Raw genomic sequence first — 20,386 nt, forward strand, 5'->3', positions numbered from 1 at the left:
GCAAAGCGAAGCTGTGGCGTGGCGGAATTTTGCCTTCACATTTATCTACATTATTGTATACAGTTTGGAGTGCAAACTCCGGGCTCTCCCCGGGCAGGTTTCATGCAGGCTTTGGGAGGTTCCAATGAAGAACACGATGAATGGCGCAGAGGCTATGGTGCGCGCGCTTGAGGCGCATGGGGTCACCCATATCTTCGGCCTTTGCGGCGACACCACGCTGCCTTTTTACGATGCGATGAACCGGCTGGAGCATGGCATCACCCATATCCTCACCCGCGATGAGCGCAGCGCGGCCTATATGGCCGACGGGTTTTCCCGCGTGACCGGCCGGGTGGGGGTCTGCGAGGGTCCGTCCGGCGGCGGCGCCACATATATTCTCCCGGGGCTGATCGAGGCCAACGAAAGCTCCTATGCGGTGCTGGCGATCACCACCGACATTTCCGTGGGCTCCTACGGAAAATACCCGCTGACCGAGGTCAACCAGGAGGTCCTGATGGGGCCGCTGACCAAATTCAACACGGTCATCAAGCGCGCCGACCACATCCCGCGCATGGTGCGCCAGGCGTTCCGGGCAATGACCACCGGCCGCTCGGGCTCGGCGCATCTGGGGCTGCCCTATGACATCCAGTATGATGATGTTCAGGCCGATGACATCTGGGGCGACCCCAAGCATCAAAGCTATCCCGCCTACCGCTCGGCACCGGAACCCGGCGCGGCAGAGGCCGCAGCTGAAGCCATCCTGTCCGCAAAATCGCCGCTGATCGTCTGCGGCGGCGGCGTGGTGATCTCGGGCGCGATGGAGGAGCTGGGCAGGCTTGCCTCCCGCCTCGACATTGCTGTGGGCACCTCGATCTCCGGCAAGGGATCGCTGGCCGATACGCATCCGCAATCGCTGGGGGTTGTCGGCTCCAACGGCGGCACCGACGAGACTTGGGAGATGATGGAGGGCGCCGATCTGGTTGTCTTTATGGGCTGCCGCGCCGGGTCCACCACCACCTCGCGCTGGGAAGCGCCGAAATCCGGCCAGCGCATCGTGCATTTCGACAATGATCCGATGGTGATCGGTGCCAACTACCCGACCGAGGTCGGTGTGGTGGCAGACCTGAAGCTCAGCTTGCAGGCGGTGAACGCCTATCTGGATGGCCGCGAGGGCAACCTGCCGGGTTTCGGTGCTGCTTCGAAAATCGCCGACATCAAGCAGCGCAAGTTCGCCAAGTTCGAGGAGCTGGCACACAGCAAGACCGACCAGGTGCTGCCGGAGCAGATCATTCATGCGCTGAACCAGAACCTGCCCGAGGATGCCATCGTGGTGTCCGACCCTGGCACCAGCTGCCCCTATTACAACGCTTATTCACAGCAGAAACACCCGGGGCGCCAGTATATCACCAACCGCGCGCATGGCGCCCTGGGCTATTCGCTGTCGGCGTCGCTCGGCGCCTGGTTCGGGCGGCCCGGAGCCAAGGTCGTGGGGATGATGGGCGACGGCTCCTTCAACTTTACCTGCGGCGAGCTGGAGACCGTGGTGCGCTGTAATGCGCCGATCACCTATGTGGTGTTCTCCAACGCCAACTTTGGCTGGATCAAGGCGAGCCAGCGGGACGATTGCGGCAAGCGGTACTACAATGTGGACTTCAACCGCACCAACCACGCCGCTGTGGCGGAAGCGTTCGGGGTCAAGACCTGGCGGGTAGAGCGACCGGAAGATCTGGACGACGCCATCAAGGAGGCCTTTGCCCACGACGGCCCGACCCTGATTGACGTGGTCTGCCAGGCGCTGGAGGATTCCGCCGCCCCGGTCCGGCGCTGGATGGGCTGAGGCCATTCAAATCAGATGAAGCAGAAGGCCGGGAACGTCACGTTTCCGGCCTTGTCTCATTTGCGGGACGCCCGCTATGAATTCATCCAACCCGAACTCAGGAAAGGCGCCCGCAAATGGATACCCCCAATGTCCCCAAACCCGGCGCCATGCTGCATTTGCGCGGCAACACGCTGTCCGAAGGTGATCCGGTTGCGCTGCCGCTGACGCAAAGCTCCATGTACCACCTGCCGGGCGACTGGACTGGCGGCCCCAGTTATGGCCGGGTGGACAATGCAACCTGGGAGCATCTGGAGCATGTGCTGGGCTACCTGGAAGACGCGCCAACGCTGGCCTTTCCGTCGGGCATGGCCGCAATCTCGGCCTCGCTGTTTGCAACACTCAGGGTTGGGTCCAGGATTCTGATCCCGTCGGACGGGTATTACGTCACCCGGCGCCTCAGTGAGAGGTTTCTGCAGAACCTTGGCGTTTCTGTTGAGCAGCGCCCGACCACCGCTTTTGCTGAAGGCGGGTTTGAAGGCTTTGACGTGGTATTTGCGGAAACCCCGTCGAATCCCGGCCTGGACCTTTGCGATCTGCGCGCAATTGCAGGTGCAGTGCACGCAGCAGACGGCATTCTCATTGTCGACAACACAACTATGACCCCGCTGGGTCAGCGCCCGCTGGAGCTGGGCGCTGATGTGGTTGTGGCATCCGACACTAAGGCACCGGGCGGGCATTCGGATGTGCTGATGGGGCATCTTGCCACCCGCAACGAAGACATCCTGCAAGCCGCGCGCGAGTGGCGCCAGTTCGGCGGCAGCATCCCCGGCCCGCAGGAGGCCTGGCTGGCGCACCGCGGGCTGGAGACGCTGGAGCTGCGTTTTGAGCGGATGTGCAGCACCGCCGAGGTGCTGGCCGAACGGCTGGCGGCGCATCCGCTGGTGCAGGCGATCCGCTTTCCGGGGTTGAAGTCCGATCCCTCGCATAAGCTGGCGAAACAGCAGATGGCGCGGTTCGGTTTCCTGATCTCGATCACGCTGGACAGCGCGGAACAGGCCGATGCTTTCATCAACACCTGCCCGCTGATCCGCTCCGCAACGTCGTTTGGCGGGGTGCATACCTCAGCTGAGCGCCGCGCCCGCTGGGGTGATGCCGTGGCGCCGGGCTTTATCCGCATCTCAGTTGGTACTGAGCCGGCAGAGGAATTGTGGAGTGCTATGGCCGCGTCTCTGGACGCTCTGCTGGAATAGCAAAGCCTCAACCGCCGCAGCGAAAATGGGTCGAAAACCGCTTCAGACCAGCGCGTGATACAGCGCCATGAGCCAATTGCAGAAGGATTTGACCTCCTCCCGCTGGCCCGCCCTGTCGTTGATCACGATGTAATGCGAGCGCCGTTTCGGCAGTTTGTACGCCGTCGGAACCACCACCAGTCCCTGCTCAATGTACTGCCGGGCAAAGCTTTCCAGCACCATCGTCACCCCGTGGCCTGCCGCCACGGTTTGCAGCGCCAGCAGGGAGGAATCCGCCTTGAGCCAGTCCGCCGGTGTCTGCAGGTTCAGCCCGTGCAGCTCTGACAGGCGGCCCCAGTCGGTTTCCGAGCCGAAGATCTGCACCACATCGGACCCGGCCAGATCATGGATGGACGGGCTGCCGCCCAGATCGTGCAGGTAGGCGGGGCTGCAGACCGGAACCGCGTTCTCGTGGCCAAGGTGCAAAACGTCGCTCTCCTGCCAGTCGCCGCCATAGCGGATGTCGATGTCCAGACCTTCCTCGTCAAACCGGTTGGCCCAGATCGATGTGGTCAGCTGCACCAGAATATCCGGGTGGGCCGCTTGAAAACGGCCAAGCTGAGGCGCAATGACAAGGGCCGCGCAGGAAATCGAGGCCCGCACTCTGACAACCCGCTTGCGTTTCTTGCCGAACAACCCGGCAGTGGCCTGCTGCATGTCGATGAAGGATTTGCGGATCGGCTGGGCATAGGCCTGGCCGGTGTCAGTGAGCGCCACCCCGCGCGGCAGCCGTTTGAACAGCTGGGTGTTCAGGTGCTTCTCCAGCAGGCGGATCTGCTGGCTGATGGCAGCGGGCGTAAGACCCAGCTCCTCCGCCGCAGCGGAGAAACTGTTCAGCCGTGCCGCGGCCTCGAAGGCCTTGAGCCAAGTTACGTGAGGCAGGTCGGTCATGGCATAAGCTTTAAGCACAGTTAAGTCATAGGGGCAAAACACATTGTTTGATTTATATCTAAGGCGCTGCGCAATCTGAGGGGAAACAAACGGACCGGGCATGCCATGGCGCAGACATTCGACTTCATCATCGTGGGCGCCGGTTCGGCCGGCTGCGTGCTGGCCGACCGGCTGACCGCCAATGGCCGCTACAAGGTGCTGCTGATCGAGGCTGGCGGCAGCGACCGGCGGTTCTGGATCAAGATCCCGGTTGGCTATGGCTTCACCTTCTCGGATCCGAAGGTGAACTGGCGCTACTCCGCCGCGGCGGACCCGGGGCTGAACGGGCGTGCCGCCTATTGGCCGCGAGGCAAGGTGCTTGGCGGCTCCAGCTCCATCAACGCGATGGCCTATGTGCGCGGGCTGCCGCATGATTTCGACGACTGGGAGGCCGCAGGCGCCACCGGCTGGGGCTGGGACAACGTGCGCCGCAGCTATGAGGCGCTGGAGACCAACGACGAATGGCACGAGGGCCGCCGCCGCTTGCGCGGGACGGGGCCGGTGCGGGTCACCGACCTTAGCGAACGGATGCACCCCTTTGCCGGAAATTTTCTGGCAGCAGGGCAGGACATGGGCTGGCCGTTTCTGCCGGACATGAACGCCGCGGCGGAGGAAGGTACCAATACCCTGCCCGGCGAGGGCATGGGGTATGTCCGCAGCACCGTGAAGGACGGGCGGCGCTGGTCCTCGGCGGATGCCTTCCTGCGGCCCGCGATGAAGCGCGGCAACCTGACGGTGATCAGCGGCGCGCTGGTCGAGAAGGTGTTGACCAAGGGCGGACGCGCCACCGGCGTGGCCTTCCGGGTGAAGGGCCAGCCGCAAACCGCCATGGCGGCGCGCGAAGTGATCCTGAGCGCGGGTGCGGTGAACTCTCCGCAGCTTTTGCAACTCTCTGGCATTGGTCCTGCAGCGCTGCTGCACCGCCATGGTATCCAGGTGGCGCATGACCTGCCGCAGGTGGGGCAGGGGCTGCAGGACCACCTGGCAGTCTCGCATTTCTACTGGGCCAATACTGCGACGCTGAACGACCGGCTGGGCAGTTTTGCCAAGCAGATGAAGGCCGGTCTGCAGTATGTGCTGACCCGCAAGGGACCGCTGAGCGTGCCGGTGAACCAGTGCAGCGGCTTTGTCCGCACGGCGGGCGCAGCACTGCCGGATGTGCAGGTTTATTGCAACCCGGCGTCTTACTCGACGCAGGCAAATGGCAAGCCGCAGATCGACAGGGACAACGGCTTCCTGCTGTGCGTGCAGCCGAGCCGCCCGGTCAGCCGCGGTCAGATCACTATCCAGTCTGCCGATCCTGCGCAGGCACCCATGATTGAGCCGAACTCATTGTCGGCGGCGGAAGACAAGGCAACCGCAATCCGTGCCAGCCATCTGCTGCAGGCGCTGGCCGCCACCCCGGCGATGAAACGGGTCACGCGAGAGCGGCGGGTGCCGGATATCGCCGGAATGGATGACACGGCGCTGCTGGAGAACTTCCGCGAGCGCGCAGGCAGCGTGTTTCATGCAAGCTGCACGTGCCGGATGGGGCATACTGCAACCGACTCGGTGCTGGATGCGCGGCTCAGGGTGCATGGGATGGCGGGTTTGCGGGTGATCGACGCCTCGTCGTTTCCGAATGTGACCTCGGGCAATACCAACGCACCGACGATGATGCTGGCGGCGCGCGGGGCGGAAATGGTTCTGAAAGATAACGAAAACAGGCCCTTGGCGGCTGAATGACAGGGAAATTCAGATGAAACTCGACACCATCGAAACCTTTGTGTTCGGCAACCCGCCGCCGCGCCATGGCGGGCGCTATTTCATCTTTGTGCGCCTGACCACCGCCTGCGGCATCACCGGGGTGGGGGAGATTTATAACGCCACCTTCGGACCGGATCTGTGCTGCGCGATGGCAAAGGAGATGTTTGCCCGCCAATTCGAGGGCTGCGACCCGCATCATATCGAGAAGCTGTGGCGGAAATCCTATGGTGCGGGCTATACGATGCGGCCCGATGTGACGGTGATGGGGGTCTTAAGCGGTCTGGAAATGGCCTGCTGGGACATCATTGGCAAGGCCGCGGGCAAGCCGGTTTATGAGTTGATGGGCGGCCAGGTGCATGAGCGGCTGCGCAGCTATACTTACCTGTACCCGCCGGAAGGCGATGTGTACCCGGACCCGGACACGCCCAATGTCTACAACGACCCGGATATGGCGGCGGAAGTTGCGCTGCAGCGGGTGGAGCAGGGCTTCACCGCAGTGAAATTCGACCCGGCCGGGCCGTATACGATCTATGACGGGCATCAGCCGCGGCTGGAGGACCTGGAGCGCAGCGAAATGTTCGTAAAGCGCATTCGCGAGGCGGTTGGCACCCGGGCGGACCTCTTGTTCGGTACCCACGGGCAGTTCACCGTATCGGGCGCAAAACGGATGGCGCGGCGGCTGGAGCCCTATGAGCCCTTGTGGTTTGAAGAGCCGGTGCCGCCGGAAAATCCCGCCGATATGGCAGAGGTCGCGCGCTTCACCTCGGTTCCAATCTCCACCGGTGAGCGGCTCTGCACCAAACATGAATTCGCCCGCGTGCTGGAGGCTGGCGCGGCCTCGATCCTGCAAATGGACTTGGGGCGGGTCGGGGGCCTCTTGGAGGCCAAGAAAATCGCATCCATGGCGGAGACCCGGCAGGCGCAGATCGCGCCGCATCTTTATTGCGGGCCGGTGGTGGCGGCGGCAAACATTCAGATTTCTGCCTGCAGTCCGAATTTCCTGATCCTGGAAAGCATCGGCACTTTCGAAGGCCCCTATATGTCCTGTCTCAAGTCCGCGATCACCTGGGAGGACGGCTATGTGATCCCCTCCAAGGAGCCGGGCCTGGGGGTGGAGTTGGACGACGCAGCCATCGCCGCCAGCCCCTATACCGGCAGCAAGCTGCATCTGGAGCTGGCGCATGAGCCAGTGGTTCAGTGAACACGGCCCCCGGCATCATCTGCCGGGGCGCATCGCCTCCGGCGGCAGTTTGACCGGGAACTTGGCGCGAACCTCTGCATCCAGCTTGCTGCCGAAGTAATTCGGGTAATGCTCGCCCAGGATCCTGTCCGACACCTCGCGGGCGCGGTCGAACATGGTCTGCTTGCCCGCCTTTTCCCAGGTGTCGGTCAGTTCCCGGTCCATCAGGTCGGGGTAGACGTATTCCGTCTCCATATACTGCAGCGTCTGGGTGTTGCCGAGGAAGTGGCCGGGGCCAGTGGCGCAATCGTGGATCACATCGACCGAGAGGGTGTCGTCGCTGACCTCGATCCCGCGTAGGGTACGGGAGATCATGCCAGCCGCCTCGTTGTCGATCACCATCGACTCGAAGGAACAGCCCATCAGTGAACCGACCATGCCACCGAACTCGCACAGGCGGTTGGCACCGGCGTGGGCGGCAAGGCTGAAGGTCAGCGCCTTTTCCAGCCCGTACTGGGCGTCAGGGATCTTGGAATCGGTCATGCCGCAGCCGACCGAGGTGGGCAGGTTGTAGAAATTGCCCATCTGGATCGCGGCAGCGCCGATCAGCGCCTGCTCGCCCGATCCGCCGGTGAAGGAGCCGGTGCGCAGATCGGTGATGAAGGGCCAGGCGGCGAACACCACCGGTGTGCCTGGGTTGATCAGGTTGACGATGGCGACGCAGGCAAGGGTTTCCGCCACCGCCTGCGCCAGCGTGCCCGCCAGCGGCGCGGGTGAGGTCGCACCGGCCTGCGGCGGCACCGCCAGATCGCAGGTCAGGCCCAGCTTGGCGGTGTCGATCATGATCTCCAGATTCTCGCGCCCCAGCCGCAGCGGCGAAACGATCGGGCAGCCGCCGAAGATCACCGACGGTTTCTGCAGGAACTTGCCCTCACCGCCCGAGGCGATGTCGAACATTTCGATCGCCGGCTTGATGTGGGAACGGTCGCGGAAGGTGAGGCAGGAGGGTTTCTCGCTGCCTGCAAGAATGGAGTAGAGCATCGACATATCATGCTCGAAGTCCTGCGGCACATCGGTGCCCAGCACGGTGTCGCCGGTCATGTGGATGTTGTCGAGCCGGTCCACCAGCCGGGTGAAGTCATAGACATCGCGGATGGTGGAGGGGCGGTAGCTGCGGCTGGCGGCATCGAAAGTTGTCACCGCAGTGCCCGAGTTGGCGTAATAGACCTTGTCCTTGGTGCAGTGCATGTCGTCTTTGCCTGCGCGGCTGCCGCGGGCGTGGACGTAAAACTCATTGGCAGCACCGGCCAGCAGATCTTCCATCAGTGCGCGGGGGAAGCAGAGGCGGCCATGTTCGCTGAGCGTGGCGCCCTTGGGCAGCACCAGATCCAGCAGTTCCTCGGTCGGATCACCGATGCCGGTGCGTTCCAGAATGGTCAGCGCGGCATGGTGGATCTTTTGCATGTCGGCATCCGACAAGGGCCGGTAGCGGCCGCCGGAAATGCCCGGCCAGATCGCCTGGCTGGCGGAGGGTTGGGTGCGGGCTGCGGCACGGGCATCGCGGCCGCCGCTGCGGCGCCGGGTTTGGGTCTTGGTAACGTCAACCATATAGAGATCTCCGGGGTCGGGTCAGGGCAGGCCGTGCGGACGGCCTGCGGTAGAGTTTAGGACTTAGGCCGCTCAGATCATGCTGAAATAGCTGCGGTAGAAGCCGGGCAGGCTCCATTCCATTTCGGACAGCGGACCGGGCGCAAAACGGTGCGAGTTCACACCCTCCTGATTGTGGCGGATGATGCGTTCATCATCGAGCGAGGTGACATGCCACAGCCAGGTGAGGGCTTCCTTGTCATAATCGCGCCCTTCCTCGGCATCGCCGCGCACATACCAGGCGATCTGGATATCGGTCTCCTGCAATCCGCGCGGGACAAAGCGGTAGCCCACCAGATGGTCGGCATAGATCAAAAAGTAATTCAGCGTGCCGATGGCCAGATCGGTGGCACCGCCGTCATGTCCGGTGAGCGCGCCCAAAGGCGGAGCCAGCGGCTCACCATCCTTGCTGCCGGTCTGATAGCCCGGGAACAGCGGGTAGCGGCGCCAATAAACATCCGCGCCGGGCGCCTGTGCGTTGGCGCCGGTCAAATCCAGTTCCTCGGCGGGCAAGCCGATTGCGGCAGAGCGTTCGCGCAAGTCCGCGCCGTATTTCGCCACATCCGCCGGATCCTTGAGCGAGTGGCTGCGGGAATACTCCTGGTGCGAGGGGGCGCAGTGGTAGCATTCCAGGTAGTTTTCCAGCGCCAGCTTCCAGTTGGCAGGCACCGGATAGGAGGCCTCATGCGCCAGTTTCAGGTTCTCCAGCTCCATCGGGGCTGACAGCGGCGCCAGGCGGTCCAGGCTTTTTGCCAGCGGCGGCGGGTTTTCATCGGCGCAGATGAAGATGAGGCCCTGGAAAATCTGCACCTGAACCGGGAACAGCCCGTATTCCGAAGGATCAAAGTCCGGTCCCATGGCGCGGCCGCCGCGCAGCCGCCCATCCAGGCCAAAGGTCCAGGCGTGGTAGGGGCAGGAGAACACCCGCGCCGTGCCCTGTTTTTCCAAACACACGCGGGAGCCGCGGTGGCGGCAGATATTCATATGGGCACGGACCTCGCCCTCGCGGTCGCGCACGACGATCACCGACTCCGGGCCATAATCGAACAGGAAGTAATCCCCCGGTTCCGCAATCTGGCTGACGTGTCCGACCCAGATCCAGTTGCGGTTCCAGAACATCTTGATGTCGTGGTCATAAACCGCTTCGGAGGTGTAGAAATGCCGTTCCAGCGCAAAGCCCTCGCGGTGGCTCTCCATCAGCTCGCGCATCACTTGCAGGTCGTCTTTGGGCATCATGCGCCTCCCATGTCTTCAAGGGAAATCAGTTCGCGGCGGAACCAGTCGGCATCCGCCGCCGATTGTTCGCGTTCGAAATTGCGGGCCGCCAGGTGGCCGGCAAAGACCGCATCGGCAATCAGGCCCGGGGCAGCAGCGTCGCCGATCAATTCCAGCGTCGTCAGGCTGTCCGCGTGGTTTCCCTTCAGCTCATCAAACAGTGCCGTGTCGCGCTGGCGGGAGGTGACCAGCAGCAGGCTGGCACAGTCCACACGGCGGGTGCGGCTGGTATATATGCAGGCCAGTTCCGCGCCGTTGCCATCCGCGGATTGGAGGGAATGCAGCGGGATGATTTCCACGCCCGCCTGCAACAGTTCCGCCTGCACCCGGTGCTGTTCCAGCGTCAGTTCGGTGAAGGCCGAGGCGATGGCGCCCGGCGTCACCAGCACCACCTTGCGGCCTGCGGCGGCCAGATGGCTGGCCAGCACCCCGCCGATGTAGCCCTGATCGTCGTCAAAAAGCAGCACCGGGCCATTGTCCGGCGGCAGGGTGCCTTCCATCACGTCGTCAGGGGTGAACACGGGGATGTCTTTGATCTCCAAGGGCAGCGGCGACGTGCGCCCGCGCCCGTCGCGGTGCCAGGTGCTGCCGGTGGCAAGGAAGACATTGGGGATGCCTAGCTCCGCAACTTCCGCCGCGCCGAGTTTGCTGCCGGTGAACATCTGCACGTTGCCGCGCTGCTGCAGGTCCCACAGGCGGTTGGCGGCGACCCGCTTCCAGGCGGAGAGGCCCTTCAGCCTGCTTTCCTTCAGCACCCGCCCGCCGAATTCCGCTGCCGCTTCTGCCAGCGTCACCTGATAGCCGCGCTTGGCCAGCTGCATCGCGCATTCCAGCCCGGCGGGGCCTGAGCCGACCACCAGCGCGGCCTCTTCCTGCTGCTTGGGGGCGATCACCTCCGGGTGCCAGTTACGCCGCCATTCCTCGCCCATGGTGGGGTTCTGGGTGCAGCGGATCGAAACACCCAGATTGTCAGCTGACACACAGATGTTGCAACCGATGCATTCGCGGATTTCCTCAATCCGGCCTTCCTCGATCTTCTTGGGCAGGAAGGGGTCGGCGATGGAGGGGCGGGCGGCACCGATCAGGTCCAGCACGCCCTTGGAGACCAGGGAGGCCATCAAGTCAGGCGAGGTGAAGCGGCCGACGCCCACCACCGGCTTGTTCGTCACCTGCTTCACGAAATCAGTGTAAGGGATCTGATAGCCGTCTTCCGGCTGGAACCGGGTGGTCATACTGTCGTTGCTCCAATCGGCAACATTCACGTCCCAAAGGTCAGGCAGATCCGCCAGCATCTCCACCACGGCACGGCCTTCCTCGCTGGCCTGCATGCCGCCGGCGCCCATCATCTGGTCAACCGCAAAGCGGAAGGCGACGGCGCAGTGGCCGTCCAGCACCTCGCGGGTGTCTTCCAGCAGCTCGCGGGTCAGGCGGACGCGGTTTTCCAAACTGCCGCCGTATTCATCACTGCGGGTATTGTACTGCGGCAGCAGGAAGTGATGCGGCAGTGTCATCTGGTGACCCGCATACACATAGACGATGTCAAAGCCCGCCTCCTTTGCGCGTTTGGCGGCGTCGCGGTGCCACCGGCGCAGGTCACGGATGTCCTGCTTGTCCATCGCGCGGGCCTGTTTTGGATAGACCGCATCAATCGGGCGGTCGCTGACCCCCAGCGCCGGGGCGCGGGTCAAGTGGTTGGTGGCGTGGTGACCGTTATGGGCCAGCTGGATTGCCGCCAGCGATCCCTTGGCATGGACCTGTTCTGTCATCAGCTGCAGCGCCGGGATGTCGTGCTTGTCCCACAGCCGGTGTTCCGCATAGGGGCCAAGGTCGGACGTTGGATGGATTTCGGTCTCCTGTGTCGAGACCACGGACCAGCCGCCCTCTGCCTTCATCGCGCGCACAGCTGCCTCCGCCTGCGGGCGGACATGGCCCAGCCCGGTGCAATGAGGCACCTGGAAAAAGCGGTTGCGGGTGGTGACGGGACCGATCTTCACCGGCTCGAACAGAATGGAATACCCATTTGCGCCTGGCATGCTGGCACATCCTTTTATGTCTTTGTTTCGTCTGAGCGGTGCGGCGGGCGTCAGGGCCCGCCGCTTGCGGGGATCAGAACCCGGCCTTGATGCGCTCGAATTCCTTCAGCATCCGGCCTTCCAGTTCCGGGTTCACTGCGTCAAAGAACAGGCTGCCCTCGAAGAACTTGTCCACATCGGCAAAACCGTAGGTCTCGATCAGGCTCTGATCGGCGGATTTGAAGGCATCGGCATTGGCATGTGCGTAGCCCCAGTTTTCGATGATGTATTTGCCGCTGGGCTCGGCGCTCAGCGCGTTCAGCATGTCATAGACCTGCTCGTCGCTCTGGGTGGAGGAAGTCAGATGCACATAACCGCAGACCCAGGTCGCAATGCCCTTGTCCACGTCGCGCATCATCTTGGCCGGGGTCTCGTTCCAGATCAGGTTCAGCTCCGACTGGTTCCAGCCCCAGCCCATCAGCACCTCTCCGCTGGCGATGGCCTGATCCAGCTGGCCCGCATCGGACCAGTAGAACCGCACATTCGGATGGATCTGGCGCAGGAAGTCAGACGCTTTCTGGAATTCCTCGTCCGACATATCGGTATAGCTGGAGGCACCGGTCGCCAGCGCCGCCATTGCATAGGCAGAGGAAGCCGCATCAGGAATGGCGATCTTGCCCTGATATGCGGGGTCGGCCATCAGCTGCAGAGAGACCGCGCTCTCATCAATCTGGTCGGTGCGGAAAATCAGCCCGGTGTTACCCCATTCAAAAGGCACCATATAGGTCTGGCCGTCGATGGTGACGCCGTCCACATCCTTGATCTGCGGCAGAAGGCTGTCCCAGTTGCTGATTTTTGAGGTGTCGATCGGCTTCAAGAGCCCCGCCGCCACCCATTTGCGCAGACCGTCGGTGCAGGGGTGGGCGAGGTCGGCGGCAAAACCCGATTGCAGCTTGGTGAAAGCTTCCTCGACGCTGCCGAAATAGGTGTAGCTGGGCGCGCCGCCGTATTTGGCAACGTAATCGCCGTAGAACCCCTGATCCTCGTAGCCGGACCAGTCAAAAACCGACAGGCTGGCGGCGTCGGCGGATGCGATGCCTGCCGAGGCGGTTAAGGCCGTAGCCGCGGCCAGTACCGTTTTGAAGTGTTTCATTTTTCTTCCTCCCTTTATTCTCATGCCTCGCGGGCGCCGAGGTCGATGACTGAGGCGTTCTGCACCCCCAGCCAGACCGGATCGCCCTGCTTGTGATCAACCGTATGGAAGTAGTTCGGCACCGATACCGCGATGGGCTGCGGCAGGCCGCCGGCGGTGACGTGGTAATGCACGTTCTCGCCGTAAAAGGCGGCATTGGTGACGGTGCCCTGCAGATACCCGTCGTAGCCATCGGGCTTCTGCGCCGAAATCTCCAGCTGTTCGGGACGGATGCCTGCCAGCAGCTGCGGCCCGCGCCGCGCCACATTGGGGTTCACGTCGATGGACAGCGGTCCGAAGCCCTGCACGTCAGCGTGCAGTTTGCCGTTCACCTCTCTGGTGACAGCCGCATCCAGGAAGTTCATGCCGCCGATGAAGGCCGCGACTTCCTGGCTGCAAGGGCGGGCATAAAGCACCTCGGGCTTGTCGACCTGCTTGAGCTGGCCCTTGAACATCACGCCGATGCGGTCGGACATGGTCATCGCCTCGTACTGGTCGTGGGTGACCATGACAAAGGTGATGCCCAGTTTCTGCTGCAAGCGCCGCATTTCGAACTGCATCGCCTCGCGCAGGTTCTTGTCGAGCGCCGACAGCGGCTCATCCAGCAACAACACCTTGGGCCGCATCACCAGCGCCCGGGCCAATGCCACCCGCTGGCGCTGGCCGCCGGACAGCTCCGTTGCCTTGCGCGACTGCAACCCGCCCAGCTCCACCATCTCCAACGCCTCAGCGACGCGAGCGTCTGTTTCGGCCTTGCCCAGCTTCAGCTTGCGCAGGCCAAAAGCAACATTGTCGCCGACGTTCAGGTGCGGAAAGATCGCATAGGACTGGAACACCATGTTGGTGGGGCGTTTGTTTGCAGGGATGTGGGCCATGTCCTGGCCGCCGATGCAGATGGTGCCGGCGTCGTGGTCCTGAAATCCGGCGATCATCCTGAGCGCCGTGGTCTTACCGCAGCCGGAGGGTCCGAGCAGGGAAAAGAACTCGCCTTCCTTCAGAGTCAGGTTCAGGTCGCGCACCGCGGTGAAGGTGCCGAACCGCTTTTCCACGCCGGAGATTTCGATGATGTTCTGAGTGGTCATCTGCGTATCCTTCATCAGGCGGACTTGGCGGAACGGCGGCGGAAGTATTCGGCGGTTAGCAACAGCAGCACCGAGGCGAGCAGCAGCAGCGAGCCGAGCGCCAGCGTGTTCGGCAGCTTGGCCGGAAAGCGGATCTGGCTCCAGATATAGACCGGCAGTGTGGGCTGGTTGCCGGACAGGAAGAAAGCCAGCACAAATTCGTCGAACGAGACGGTGAAGGTGACCAGCAGGCTGGCAACAATCCCCGGTGCCACAATCGGCAGAGTCACCCGGCGGAAGGTGCCGATGACACTTTCGCCAAGGTCGAAGGCGGCTTCCTCCAGCGACTGGTCGAAGTCGTCAAAGGCGGATTTCATGATCGAGACCGCAAAGGGCAGCGCGACAAACACATGGCCCAGGATCACCGTGGTTAGCGAGGGTTTCAGACCCAGCGAGATGAACAGCACCAGCATCGACGACGCCACAATAATGCCGGGAATAACCAGCGGCAGCATCACCAGCCCCTCCGACAGTTCGCGCCCTTTGAAGCGGTAGCGGACATAGGCGCGGGCGGCGAACAGCCCCAGAGACGTGGCGACCAGCGCGGTCACCGCGCCAACGATCAGCGAGTTCACCATGGCCTGCAAGAGCGTGTCCTGCTCACCCAGCTGGGCGTACCATTTCAGGGTGAAGCCCTTCATCGGGAAGGCCACGATGGTGCCGTCGTTGAAGGAGAACAGCGGCAGCAGCAGAACCGGCAGATACAGGAAAATCAGGTAGCCGATGGCATAGGTCAGCAGCCAGGGGAAACGGATGGGTCTGCGCCGCGGTTTACTGACAGCAGCGTTCAGCGGAGTGTTCAGGGGTTCGCTTGCCGGGTTACTCAACGGATCCACCTCCCCAGCGCGGTTGCTAAGATCACGAACAGGATGGCGACAAAACCGACCGAGGCCATTACCACCAGCGATAGCGTCGCGCCCAAGGGCCAGTTGTTGGCCGGGCCGAACTGCACCTGTATGAGGTTCGCCACCATCTTGCCCTGCGAACCGCCGACCAGCGACGGGGTGACGTAGTCGCCGACGGTGGGAATGAAGATGATCAGGCTGGCGGCGATGATGCCGGGCACGGTCAGGGGCAGGGTGACGCGGATGAACCGCTCCAGCTTGGTAAGGCCGAGGTCAGTTGCCGCCTCCAGCAGGGAGCGGTCGATCTTCTGCAGCGACACATAGATCGGCAGGATCGCAAAGGGCGCCCAGGCATGGGCCAGGGTCAGCACCACGGCGAATTCATTATAGAGCAGGAAGGTCAGCGGCTCTGTGATCAGCCCCATCGAGATCAGCGCCGAGTTCATCACCCCGTTGAAGCCCAGGATCAGCTTCCAGCTGAAAACCCTCAGCAGGTAACTGGACCAGAACGGGATGGTGATCAGCAACAGCCATAGGGTTTTCTTATGAGTGCGGAAAGCGATGAAATAGGCAATCGGATAGGCCAGCGCCACGGTCACCGCTGTCACCGCCGCGGCAATCAGGATCGAGCGCAGCATCAGATGCCGCACCAGCGGATCGGTGGCGGCTTCCAGGTAGTTGGCCCAGGTCAGGGTCTTGTCGATTTCGACATAGGTCTGGGTCCAGAAGCTGTAGGCTACCAGGATCCCGAGAGGCGCAGCCACCAGCAGCCCCACATAGAGCGACGCCGGGGCGCTGAGCGCCAGGCCCTTTCCAGCCTCAGTTCTGAGAAATCCGGTCATGTCTCTCCGTAGATTGCAAGGTGCGCTGTCGGAATGCCGCCATTAAAATGGACAATCGTCCATGAAAATGTGACGGCTGGAAGAGGGGTCTGTCAACAGGATTCTATAAAAATGTACAAACGTCCATTTTTACTGGAGAAACCGCTGCATATGTGCCTAGACTGGCCAGGGAGCGGCGCTTGCCGCAACGCGCGCAACCGCGTAACAGCAGCGGAAACGATTAGGATCCAAGAGACAAATGGCCGGTAAAAGGGAACAGAATCGCGAGCAGAACCGCCAGGCACTGATCGGGGCGGTGCTGGATTCAGTGGCCGAAAAGGGGATCTCAGAGACTTCTGTCAGCGAGATCATCCAGCGTGCCGGCCTGTCGCGCGGCATGATCCATCTGCATTTCGGCGGAAAAGACAACCTGGTTCAGGCGGCAGCGCATCACTCCTCGGAAGAATATTACGACGGGCTGGAGGCGCTCTTGCAGACCGCAGGTGACAGCCCGCAGGAGCGGGTTGAGATGATCGTTCGCGGCGACCTCAGCGAGCGGGTGCTGAACCGGCGTAACGTCAGCATCTGGTATGCCTTCCGCGGCGAGGCCCGCAACCGCACCGCAATTGCCGAGTATTCCGATACCCGCGACGGGCGGCTGCGCGGCATGATCCACAACGCCTTTGCCCGGATCGTGCGCGAGGCCGGGACCCCGGATGCCTCCGGCGCGGCGCGCGATGCCACCCACGGCACCCTGGCGCTGCTCGAAGGCATGTGGACCGACTTCCTGCTGCACCCCGACCGCTTTGACCGGGAAGAGGCAGCCCGGATCATCTTCCGTTTCCTGTCGGCGATGTTCCCCACGCATTTCTCGCTCAAAGGGGCAGTCCGGACGACGGCAGAGGAGGCATTGCCCCCTCCATGCGCCTAGCCTCAGCGCTGGCCGGAAGGTCCGGCAGCGTAGAGGCAGAGCAGATCGTTGGCGATTGTTGCCGCCGCAATGGCGGTGATTTCGGAGATATCATAGGCCGGGGCGACTTCTACCACGTCCATGCCCACCACATCGGTGCCCGCCAGCCCGCGGATGATCTCCTGCGCCTGGTAGGGCGACAGGCCGCCAATGACAGGCGTGCCGGTGCCGGGGGCAGAAGCCGGCTCCAGCGCGTCGATGTCGAAGGTCACGTAAGTCTTGTGATCACCGACAATGCCGCGGATCTTTTCAGCCACCGCCTCCGGCCCGGCTTTCTGCACCTCAATTGCGTCAATGATATTCATGCCCAGCGGGTCTGGGTTGTGGGTCCGGATGCCGACCTGAACTGACCGGGACGGGTCCACCAGCCCCTCGCGGATGGCGTGCCACAGCATGGTGCCATGGTCGATGCGGCCTGCCTCATCCGCCCAGGTGTCGGAATGGGCATCGAACTGGATCAAGCTCAGCGGCCCGTGCTTCTCAACATGGGCCTGCAAAAGCGGATAGGTGATAAAATGGTCGCCGCCGATCGACAAAAGCGCCGTATCCGTGGCCAGGATATCGCGTGCTGCCTGGGCAATTTCGCCCGGCACTTTATGCGGATAGCCATAGTCGAACTCGCAATCGCCATAATCGACAACCCGCAGCGCTTCGTAAGGGTCAACCGTCCATGGCCAGGGCGCCGACCAGGCAATGTGACTGGAGCCTGAGCGCACCGCCCGCGGTCCCAGACGGGTACCGGACCGGCTGGAGACCGACAGGTCGAACGGCACACCCATCACCGCCACATCCGCGCTGCTGAGATCGCGGGAATAGCGCCGCCGCATGAAGCTGAGCGCGCCCGCATAGCTGGCTTCGGCAACCACGCCCCGGTCGCTGTCGCGGGTGAAGGCCAGGTCGCCCTGCACTGGGTTCACGCTGGAGGAATCGGTCATTTGGGTCTCCGTCATGCTGAAAATTCACTTGGAGCCAGTTTGACTTTTGCGTTTATGCCGGCAAACTTGGCCAAGGATATATATCTTTAGGTATAGGCATGAGCGATCCTTCCTTCCCGCCGTTGCCCGGCGGCTGGGCCAAGGCAATGACGGCCCTGGCAGACTGCATTGCGACAGAGCGTTTCCCCGGCGCGCTGCGGCAGGTGCTTTCGCAATGCTGCAGCTTTGATTCCATGGTCATCTCGCATTACGCGGGCGCGCAGCCGCCGGTGCCGCTCTATCAGGATCTGGATGAGCTGCAGGCGGCGATAACGGTGGAGTTCTATGCCAGCGGCCCCTACCTGCTGGATCCGCTTTATCAGGCCTGCCGCAACGGCTGCACACCCGGCGCCTACCGGCTGATGGACCTGGCGCCGGAGGCGTTTTACCGCTCCGAATACTACCGGGCCTTCTACCGCAAGATCAGCATCAGCGACGAGATCGGTATCCTGGTGCAGGACGGGGCGGAGCGCTGGTTCATCGTGTCCCTGGCCCGGTTTGCCCGCCAGCAAAGGTTTGAGGCGGCAGACACGGAACGGCTGAATGCGGTGTTCTCGGTGATCGCCGCCGCCATCCGGCGCCAGTGGGGACAGGCGGAAGACACCGCGGCGGCTCATCAGCCTGCGGATTGGGAGGACCGGATGCAAACCTTTGGCACCGGCGTCCTCAGCCCGCGGGAGCGGGAGGTGGTTCAGCTGATCCTGCAGGGCCATTCCACCCCTTCCGCCGCAGCTTACCTGGGCATTGCCGAGGGCACGGTGAAGGTGCACCGCCACCACGCCTATTCCAAACTGGGCATCGCTTCGCAGGCGCAGCTGTTTTCCATGGCAACCCGGCATTTGGCCGGTGCAGTGTAGGGCGACCCCGCTCCTCTGTTCCTGAGCAACCGAAATAACGCTTGCAACGCTACTCAAGTGCACGCTTGGCATTTCGGTCATTTTCCGTCATTGCTGTTGACTAAACCCACATTTTCACAAATTCTGCACGGCAAACCAGCTCAGCAGCCACCGGCACCGACCTCAGGAATGAAGACCACCAAGATGCCTGCAACAGAAAATCACATACAACATGCCCTGCGGGTCACCGGGATCGCGTCGAAAACCGCCCGCGGTTACTTTCGCGGGAGCTTGGGAATTGAATTCAAGGCGGACGAAAGCCCCGTCACCCAGGCTGACAAGGCCGTCGAAGACGCGGTACGCGCTTATTTGGAGCAGCATTTCCCTGGCCACGGCATCTTTGGCGAGGAACATGGCTTTGCAGGCATGGACCGCACAGAGGTCTGGATCATCGACCCGATCGACGGCACCCGGTCCTTTTTGTCAGGACATCCGCTGTTCGGCTTCCTGCTGGGGTTTCTGCAAGACGGCATTCCGCAGCTGGGGGTAATCGGCATGCCCGCGCTGGGTGAAACCTATCTTGGGGTGCGCGGGCAGGGGGCCACTTTCAACGGGCAGCCCATCCATGTGTCGGATCAGACCCGACTGGATCAAGCGGTCCTCTATGTGAATGAGGGCGACAAGATCCACCGCGATCACCCGGAGCTGTTCACCCGGCTGATGCAAGCGGGCCAAACGCGCCGCTTTGCCTACGACTGCTACCCGCATGCATTGCTGGCGGCAGGCCATGCGGATGCGGTGATCGACTATGACTTGCAGCCTTACGACTTCCTGCCGGTGTCCGCTGTTATCGAAGCCGCCGGCGGCGTGATTACGGACTGGACCGGTCAGCCGCTGGACCTGGCATCCGATGGCAGGGTGGTTGCCGCGGCAACGCCTGCACTGCACGCCGAGATGCTGGCGCTGATCAAGGGATAATCAAATGGCGATACTGACTTTTCTGATCAGCCTTGCGGGAGCGACGATGCTGCTCTTGTATGCGGTTCGGATGGTGCGGACCGGGATTGAGCGCAGCTACGGCGCCTCGTTCCAGCGGCTGCTGACCGCGCGCCAAAACCACCTGCAGGCGGGGCTGATGGGGCTGGTCCTGGCGATCGTGCTGCAAAGCTCGGCGGCGGTGGCGCTGCTCACATCGGGCTTTGCCGCCAGCGGCTACCTGGCTTTTCCAACCGGGCTGGCGATTGTGCTGGGCGGCGATCTCGGCTCGGCGCTGATCATCCAGATCCTGTCGTTCAAGCTCGACTGGCTTGTGCCGGTGCTCCTGGCTGCGGGCGGCTACCTGTTCGTCAAGACCGAGGCCAAGAAGGCGCGGCAGCTGGGGCGGATCCTGATGGGCATCGCCTTCATCCTGATTTCGCTCAGGTTTCTGCGCGAGGCGATGGACCCGATCCGCGACAGCGCCTTTCTGCCTGCGGTCGCAGGCTATTTGGCGCGCGACTATATCACCGCCTTCCTGGTCGGCGGCGCGCTGGCCTTTGTGATGCATTCCAGCGTGGCGGCGATCCTGATGTGCGTCACCCTGGTGCAGATCGGCGCCATCCCCTTCGCCGCCGGGCTGTCGCTGGTCCTGGGGGCGAATTTCGGCTCCGCCTTCATCCCGGTCTGGCTCAGCCGCGGCATGGCGCTGAAGGCGCGGCGCATCCCCTATGCCAACCTCGCCTTGCGCGGCACCTGGGCGGTAATCTGCCTG

17 protein-coding genes are annotated in these 20,386 nt (G+C 62.8%); 8 read left to right on the top strand and 9 right to left on the bottom strand.

All coding sequences use genetic code 11. The features are described from left to right. The first annotated feature begins 124 nt into the window (after positions 1 to 124). The gene (locus N6L27_RS18335; protein WP_271908802.1) at positions 125 to 1,816 is read left to right on the top strand and encodes a thiamine pyrophosphate-binding protein; all 1,692 of its coding nucleotides are present in this window, start codon (positions 125 to 127) and stop codon (positions 1,814 to 1,816) included. 116 nt (positions 1,817 to 1,932) lie between these two features. Next, positions 1,933 to 3,048 carry a cystathionine gamma-lyase gene (locus N6L27_RS18340; RefSeq protein ID WP_271908803.1) on the top strand — a complete coding sequence of 372 codons (1,116 nt, stop codon included), beginning with the start codon at positions 1,933 to 1,935 and terminating at the stop codon, positions 3,046 to 3,048. A gap of 42 nt (positions 3,049 to 3,090) precedes the next feature. Here N6L27_RS18340 and N6L27_RS18345 read toward each other — a convergent pair whose 3' ends face one another. Continuing rightward, entirely contained in the window at positions 3,091 to 3,978 is an 888-nt protein-coding gene (locus N6L27_RS18345; RefSeq protein ID WP_271908804.1) for a LysR substrate-binding domain-containing protein, read from the bottom strand. Positions 3,979 to 4,083: 105 nt separating this feature from the next. Here N6L27_RS18345 and N6L27_RS18350 point away from each other — a divergent pair, with 105 nt between their 5' ends. Continuing rightward, complete coding sequence (locus tag N6L27_RS18350) at positions 4,084 to 5,742, top strand: GMC family oxidoreductase (RefSeq protein ID WP_271908805.1); 1,659 nt, start codon at positions 4,084 to 4,086, stop codon at positions 5,740 to 5,742. A 13-nt stretch (positions 5,743 to 5,755) separates the two neighbouring features. Beyond that, positions 5,756 to 6,964 carry a mandelate racemase/muconate lactonizing enzyme family protein gene (locus N6L27_RS18355; RefSeq protein WP_271908806.1) on the top strand — a complete coding sequence of 403 codons (1,209 nt, stop codon included), beginning with the start codon at positions 5,756 to 5,758 and terminating at the stop codon, positions 6,962 to 6,964. Between the two features lie 15 nt (positions 6,965 to 6,979). On the opposite strand, the gene N6L27_RS18360 is transcribed toward N6L27_RS18355, so the two are convergent. The 7 genes from N6L27_RS18360 to N6L27_RS18390 form a co-directional block, all read right to left on the bottom strand. Next, positions 6,980 to 8,551, bottom strand: a complete 1,572-nt coding sequence (locus N6L27_RS18360; protein WP_271908807.1) for a trimethylamine methyltransferase family protein — start codon at positions 8,549 to 8,551, stop codon at positions 6,980 to 6,982. A gap of 72 nt (positions 8,552 to 8,623) precedes the next feature. Continuing rightward, complete coding sequence (locus tag N6L27_RS18365) at positions 8,624 to 9,823, bottom strand: aromatic ring-hydroxylating oxygenase subunit alpha (protein WP_271908808.1); 1,200 nt, start codon at positions 9,821 to 9,823, stop codon at positions 8,624 to 8,626. Further along, positions 9,823 to 11,898 carry an oxidoreductase gene (locus tag N6L27_RS18370; RefSeq protein WP_271908809.1) on the bottom strand — a complete coding sequence of 692 codons (2,076 nt, stop codon included), beginning with the start codon at positions 11,896 to 11,898 and terminating at the stop codon, positions 9,823 to 9,825. The genes N6L27_RS18365 and N6L27_RS18370 overlap by 1 nt, the downstream gene beginning before the upstream one ends. A 73-nt stretch (positions 11,899 to 11,971) precedes the next feature. Beyond that, entirely contained in the window at positions 11,972 to 13,030 is a 1,059-nt protein-coding gene (locus N6L27_RS18375) for an ABC transporter substrate-binding protein (protein WP_271908810.1), read from the bottom strand. A 20-nt stretch (positions 13,031 to 13,050) separates the two neighbouring features. Beyond that, positions 13,051 to 14,151, bottom strand: a complete 1,101-nt coding sequence (locus tag N6L27_RS18380) for an ABC transporter ATP-binding protein (RefSeq protein ID WP_271908811.1) — start codon at positions 14,149 to 14,151, stop codon at positions 13,051 to 13,053. Between the two features lie 14 nt (positions 14,152 to 14,165). After that, positions 14,166 to 14,981, bottom strand: coding sequence for an ABC transporter permease (locus tag N6L27_RS18385; protein ID WP_442915798.1), 816 nt, complete (start codon positions 14,979 to 14,981; stop codon positions 14,166 to 14,168). Positions 14,982 to 15,013: 32 nt separating this feature from the next. Continuing rightward, the gene (locus N6L27_RS18390; protein WP_271908812.1) at positions 15,014 to 15,877 is read right to left on the bottom strand and encodes an ABC transporter permease; all 864 of its coding nucleotides are present in this window, start codon (positions 15,875 to 15,877) and stop codon (positions 15,014 to 15,016) included. A 238-nt stretch (positions 15,878 to 16,115) separates the two neighbouring features. On the opposite strand from N6L27_RS18390, the gene N6L27_RS18395 reads away from it, so the two are divergent. Then, positions 16,116 to 16,787, top strand: a complete 672-nt coding sequence (locus N6L27_RS18395; protein WP_271908813.1) for a TetR family transcriptional regulator C-terminal domain-containing protein — start codon at positions 16,116 to 16,118, stop codon at positions 16,785 to 16,787. Between the two features lie 2 nt (positions 16,788 to 16,789). Here N6L27_RS18395 and speB read toward each other — a convergent pair whose 3' ends face one another. After that, positions 16,790 to 17,761 carry an agmatinase gene (gene speB / locus N6L27_RS18400; protein ID WP_271908814.1) on the bottom strand — a complete coding sequence of 324 codons (972 nt, stop codon included), beginning with the start codon at positions 17,759 to 17,761 and terminating at the stop codon, positions 16,790 to 16,792. Between the two features lie 98 nt (positions 17,762 to 17,859). Here speB and N6L27_RS18405 point away from each other — a divergent pair, with 98 nt between their 5' ends. The 3 genes from N6L27_RS18405 to N6L27_RS18415 form a co-directional block, all read left to right on the top strand. Further along, a complete protein-coding gene (locus tag N6L27_RS18405) occupies positions 17,860 to 18,657 on the top strand; it encodes a helix-turn-helix transcriptional regulator (RefSeq protein ID WP_271908815.1) in 798 nt (265 codons plus the stop codon). A gap of 183 nt (positions 18,658 to 18,840) precedes the next feature. Next, a complete protein-coding gene (locus N6L27_RS18410; RefSeq protein WP_442915799.1) occupies positions 18,841 to 19,614 on the top strand; it encodes an inositol monophosphatase family protein in 774 nt (257 codons plus the stop codon). A gap of 4 nt (positions 19,615 to 19,618) precedes the next feature. Then, a partial coding sequence (locus N6L27_RS18415) for a Na/Pi cotransporter family protein (protein WP_271908817.1) occupies positions 19,619 to 20,386 on the top strand: 768 nt, incomplete at its 3' end.

Origin of the sequence: Leisingera sp. SS27 (assembly GCF_028368855.1) — a bacterium.
Taxonomy (GTDB): domain Bacteria; phylum Pseudomonadota; class Alphaproteobacteria; order Rhodobacterales; family Rhodobacteraceae; genus Leisingera.

What these genes read in the sequence shown, in the direction of transcription:
- N6L27_RS18410 (WP_442915799.1), top strand. Translation starts at nt 18,841, where the DNA reads ATGCCTGCAACAGAAAATCACATACAACATGCCCTGCGGGTCACCGGG.
- N6L27_RS18390 (WP_271908812.1), bottom strand. Translation starts at nt 15,877, where the DNA reads ATGACCGGATTTCTCAGAACTGAGGCTGGAAAGGGCCTGGCGCTCAGC.
- N6L27_RS18380 (WP_271908811.1), bottom strand. Translation starts at nt 14,151, where the DNA reads ATGACCACTCAGAACATCATCGAAATCTCCGGCGTGGAAAAGCGGTTC.
- speB (WP_271908814.1), bottom strand. Translation starts at nt 17,761, where the DNA reads ATGACCGATTCCTCCAGCGTGAACCCAGTGCAGGGCGACCTGGCCTTC.
- N6L27_RS18375 (WP_271908810.1), bottom strand. Translation starts at nt 13,030, where the DNA reads ATGAAACACTTCAAAACGGTACTGGCCGCGGCTACGGCCTTAACCGCC.
- N6L27_RS18395 (WP_271908813.1), top strand. Translation starts at nt 16,116, where the DNA reads ATGGCCGGTAAAAGGGAACAGAATCGCGAGCAGAACCGCCAGGCACTG.
- N6L27_RS18370 (WP_271908809.1), bottom strand. Translation starts at nt 11,898, where the DNA reads ATGCCAGGCGCAAATGGGTATTCCATTCTGTTCGAGCCGGTGAAGATC.
- N6L27_RS18360 (WP_271908807.1), bottom strand. Translation starts at nt 8,551, where the DNA reads ATGGTTGACGTTACCAAGACCCAAACCCGGCGCCGCAGCGGCGGCCGC.
- N6L27_RS18350 (WP_271908805.1), top strand. Translation starts at nt 4,084, where the DNA reads ATGGCGCAGACATTCGACTTCATCATCGTGGGCGCCGGTTCGGCCGGC.
- N6L27_RS18365 (WP_271908808.1), bottom strand. Translation starts at nt 9,823, where the DNA reads ATGCCCAAAGACGACCTGCAAGTGATGCGCGAGCTGATGGAGAGCCAC.
- N6L27_RS18340 (WP_271908803.1), top strand. Translation starts at nt 1,933, where the DNA reads ATGGATACCCCCAATGTCCCCAAACCCGGCGCCATGCTGCATTTGCGC.
- N6L27_RS18355 (WP_271908806.1), top strand. Translation starts at nt 5,756, where the DNA reads ATGAAACTCGACACCATCGAAACCTTTGTGTTCGGCAACCCGCCGCCG.
- N6L27_RS18345 (WP_271908804.1), bottom strand. Translation starts at nt 3,978, where the DNA reads ATGACCGACCTGCCTCACGTAACTTGGCTCAAGGCCTTCGAGGCCGCG.
- N6L27_RS18405 (WP_271908815.1), top strand. Translation starts at nt 17,860, where the DNA reads ATGAGCGATCCTTCCTTCCCGCCGTTGCCCGGCGGCTGGGCCAAGGCA.
- N6L27_RS18335 (WP_271908802.1), top strand. Translation starts at nt 125, where the DNA reads ATGAAGAACACGATGAATGGCGCAGAGGCTATGGTGCGCGCGCTTGAG.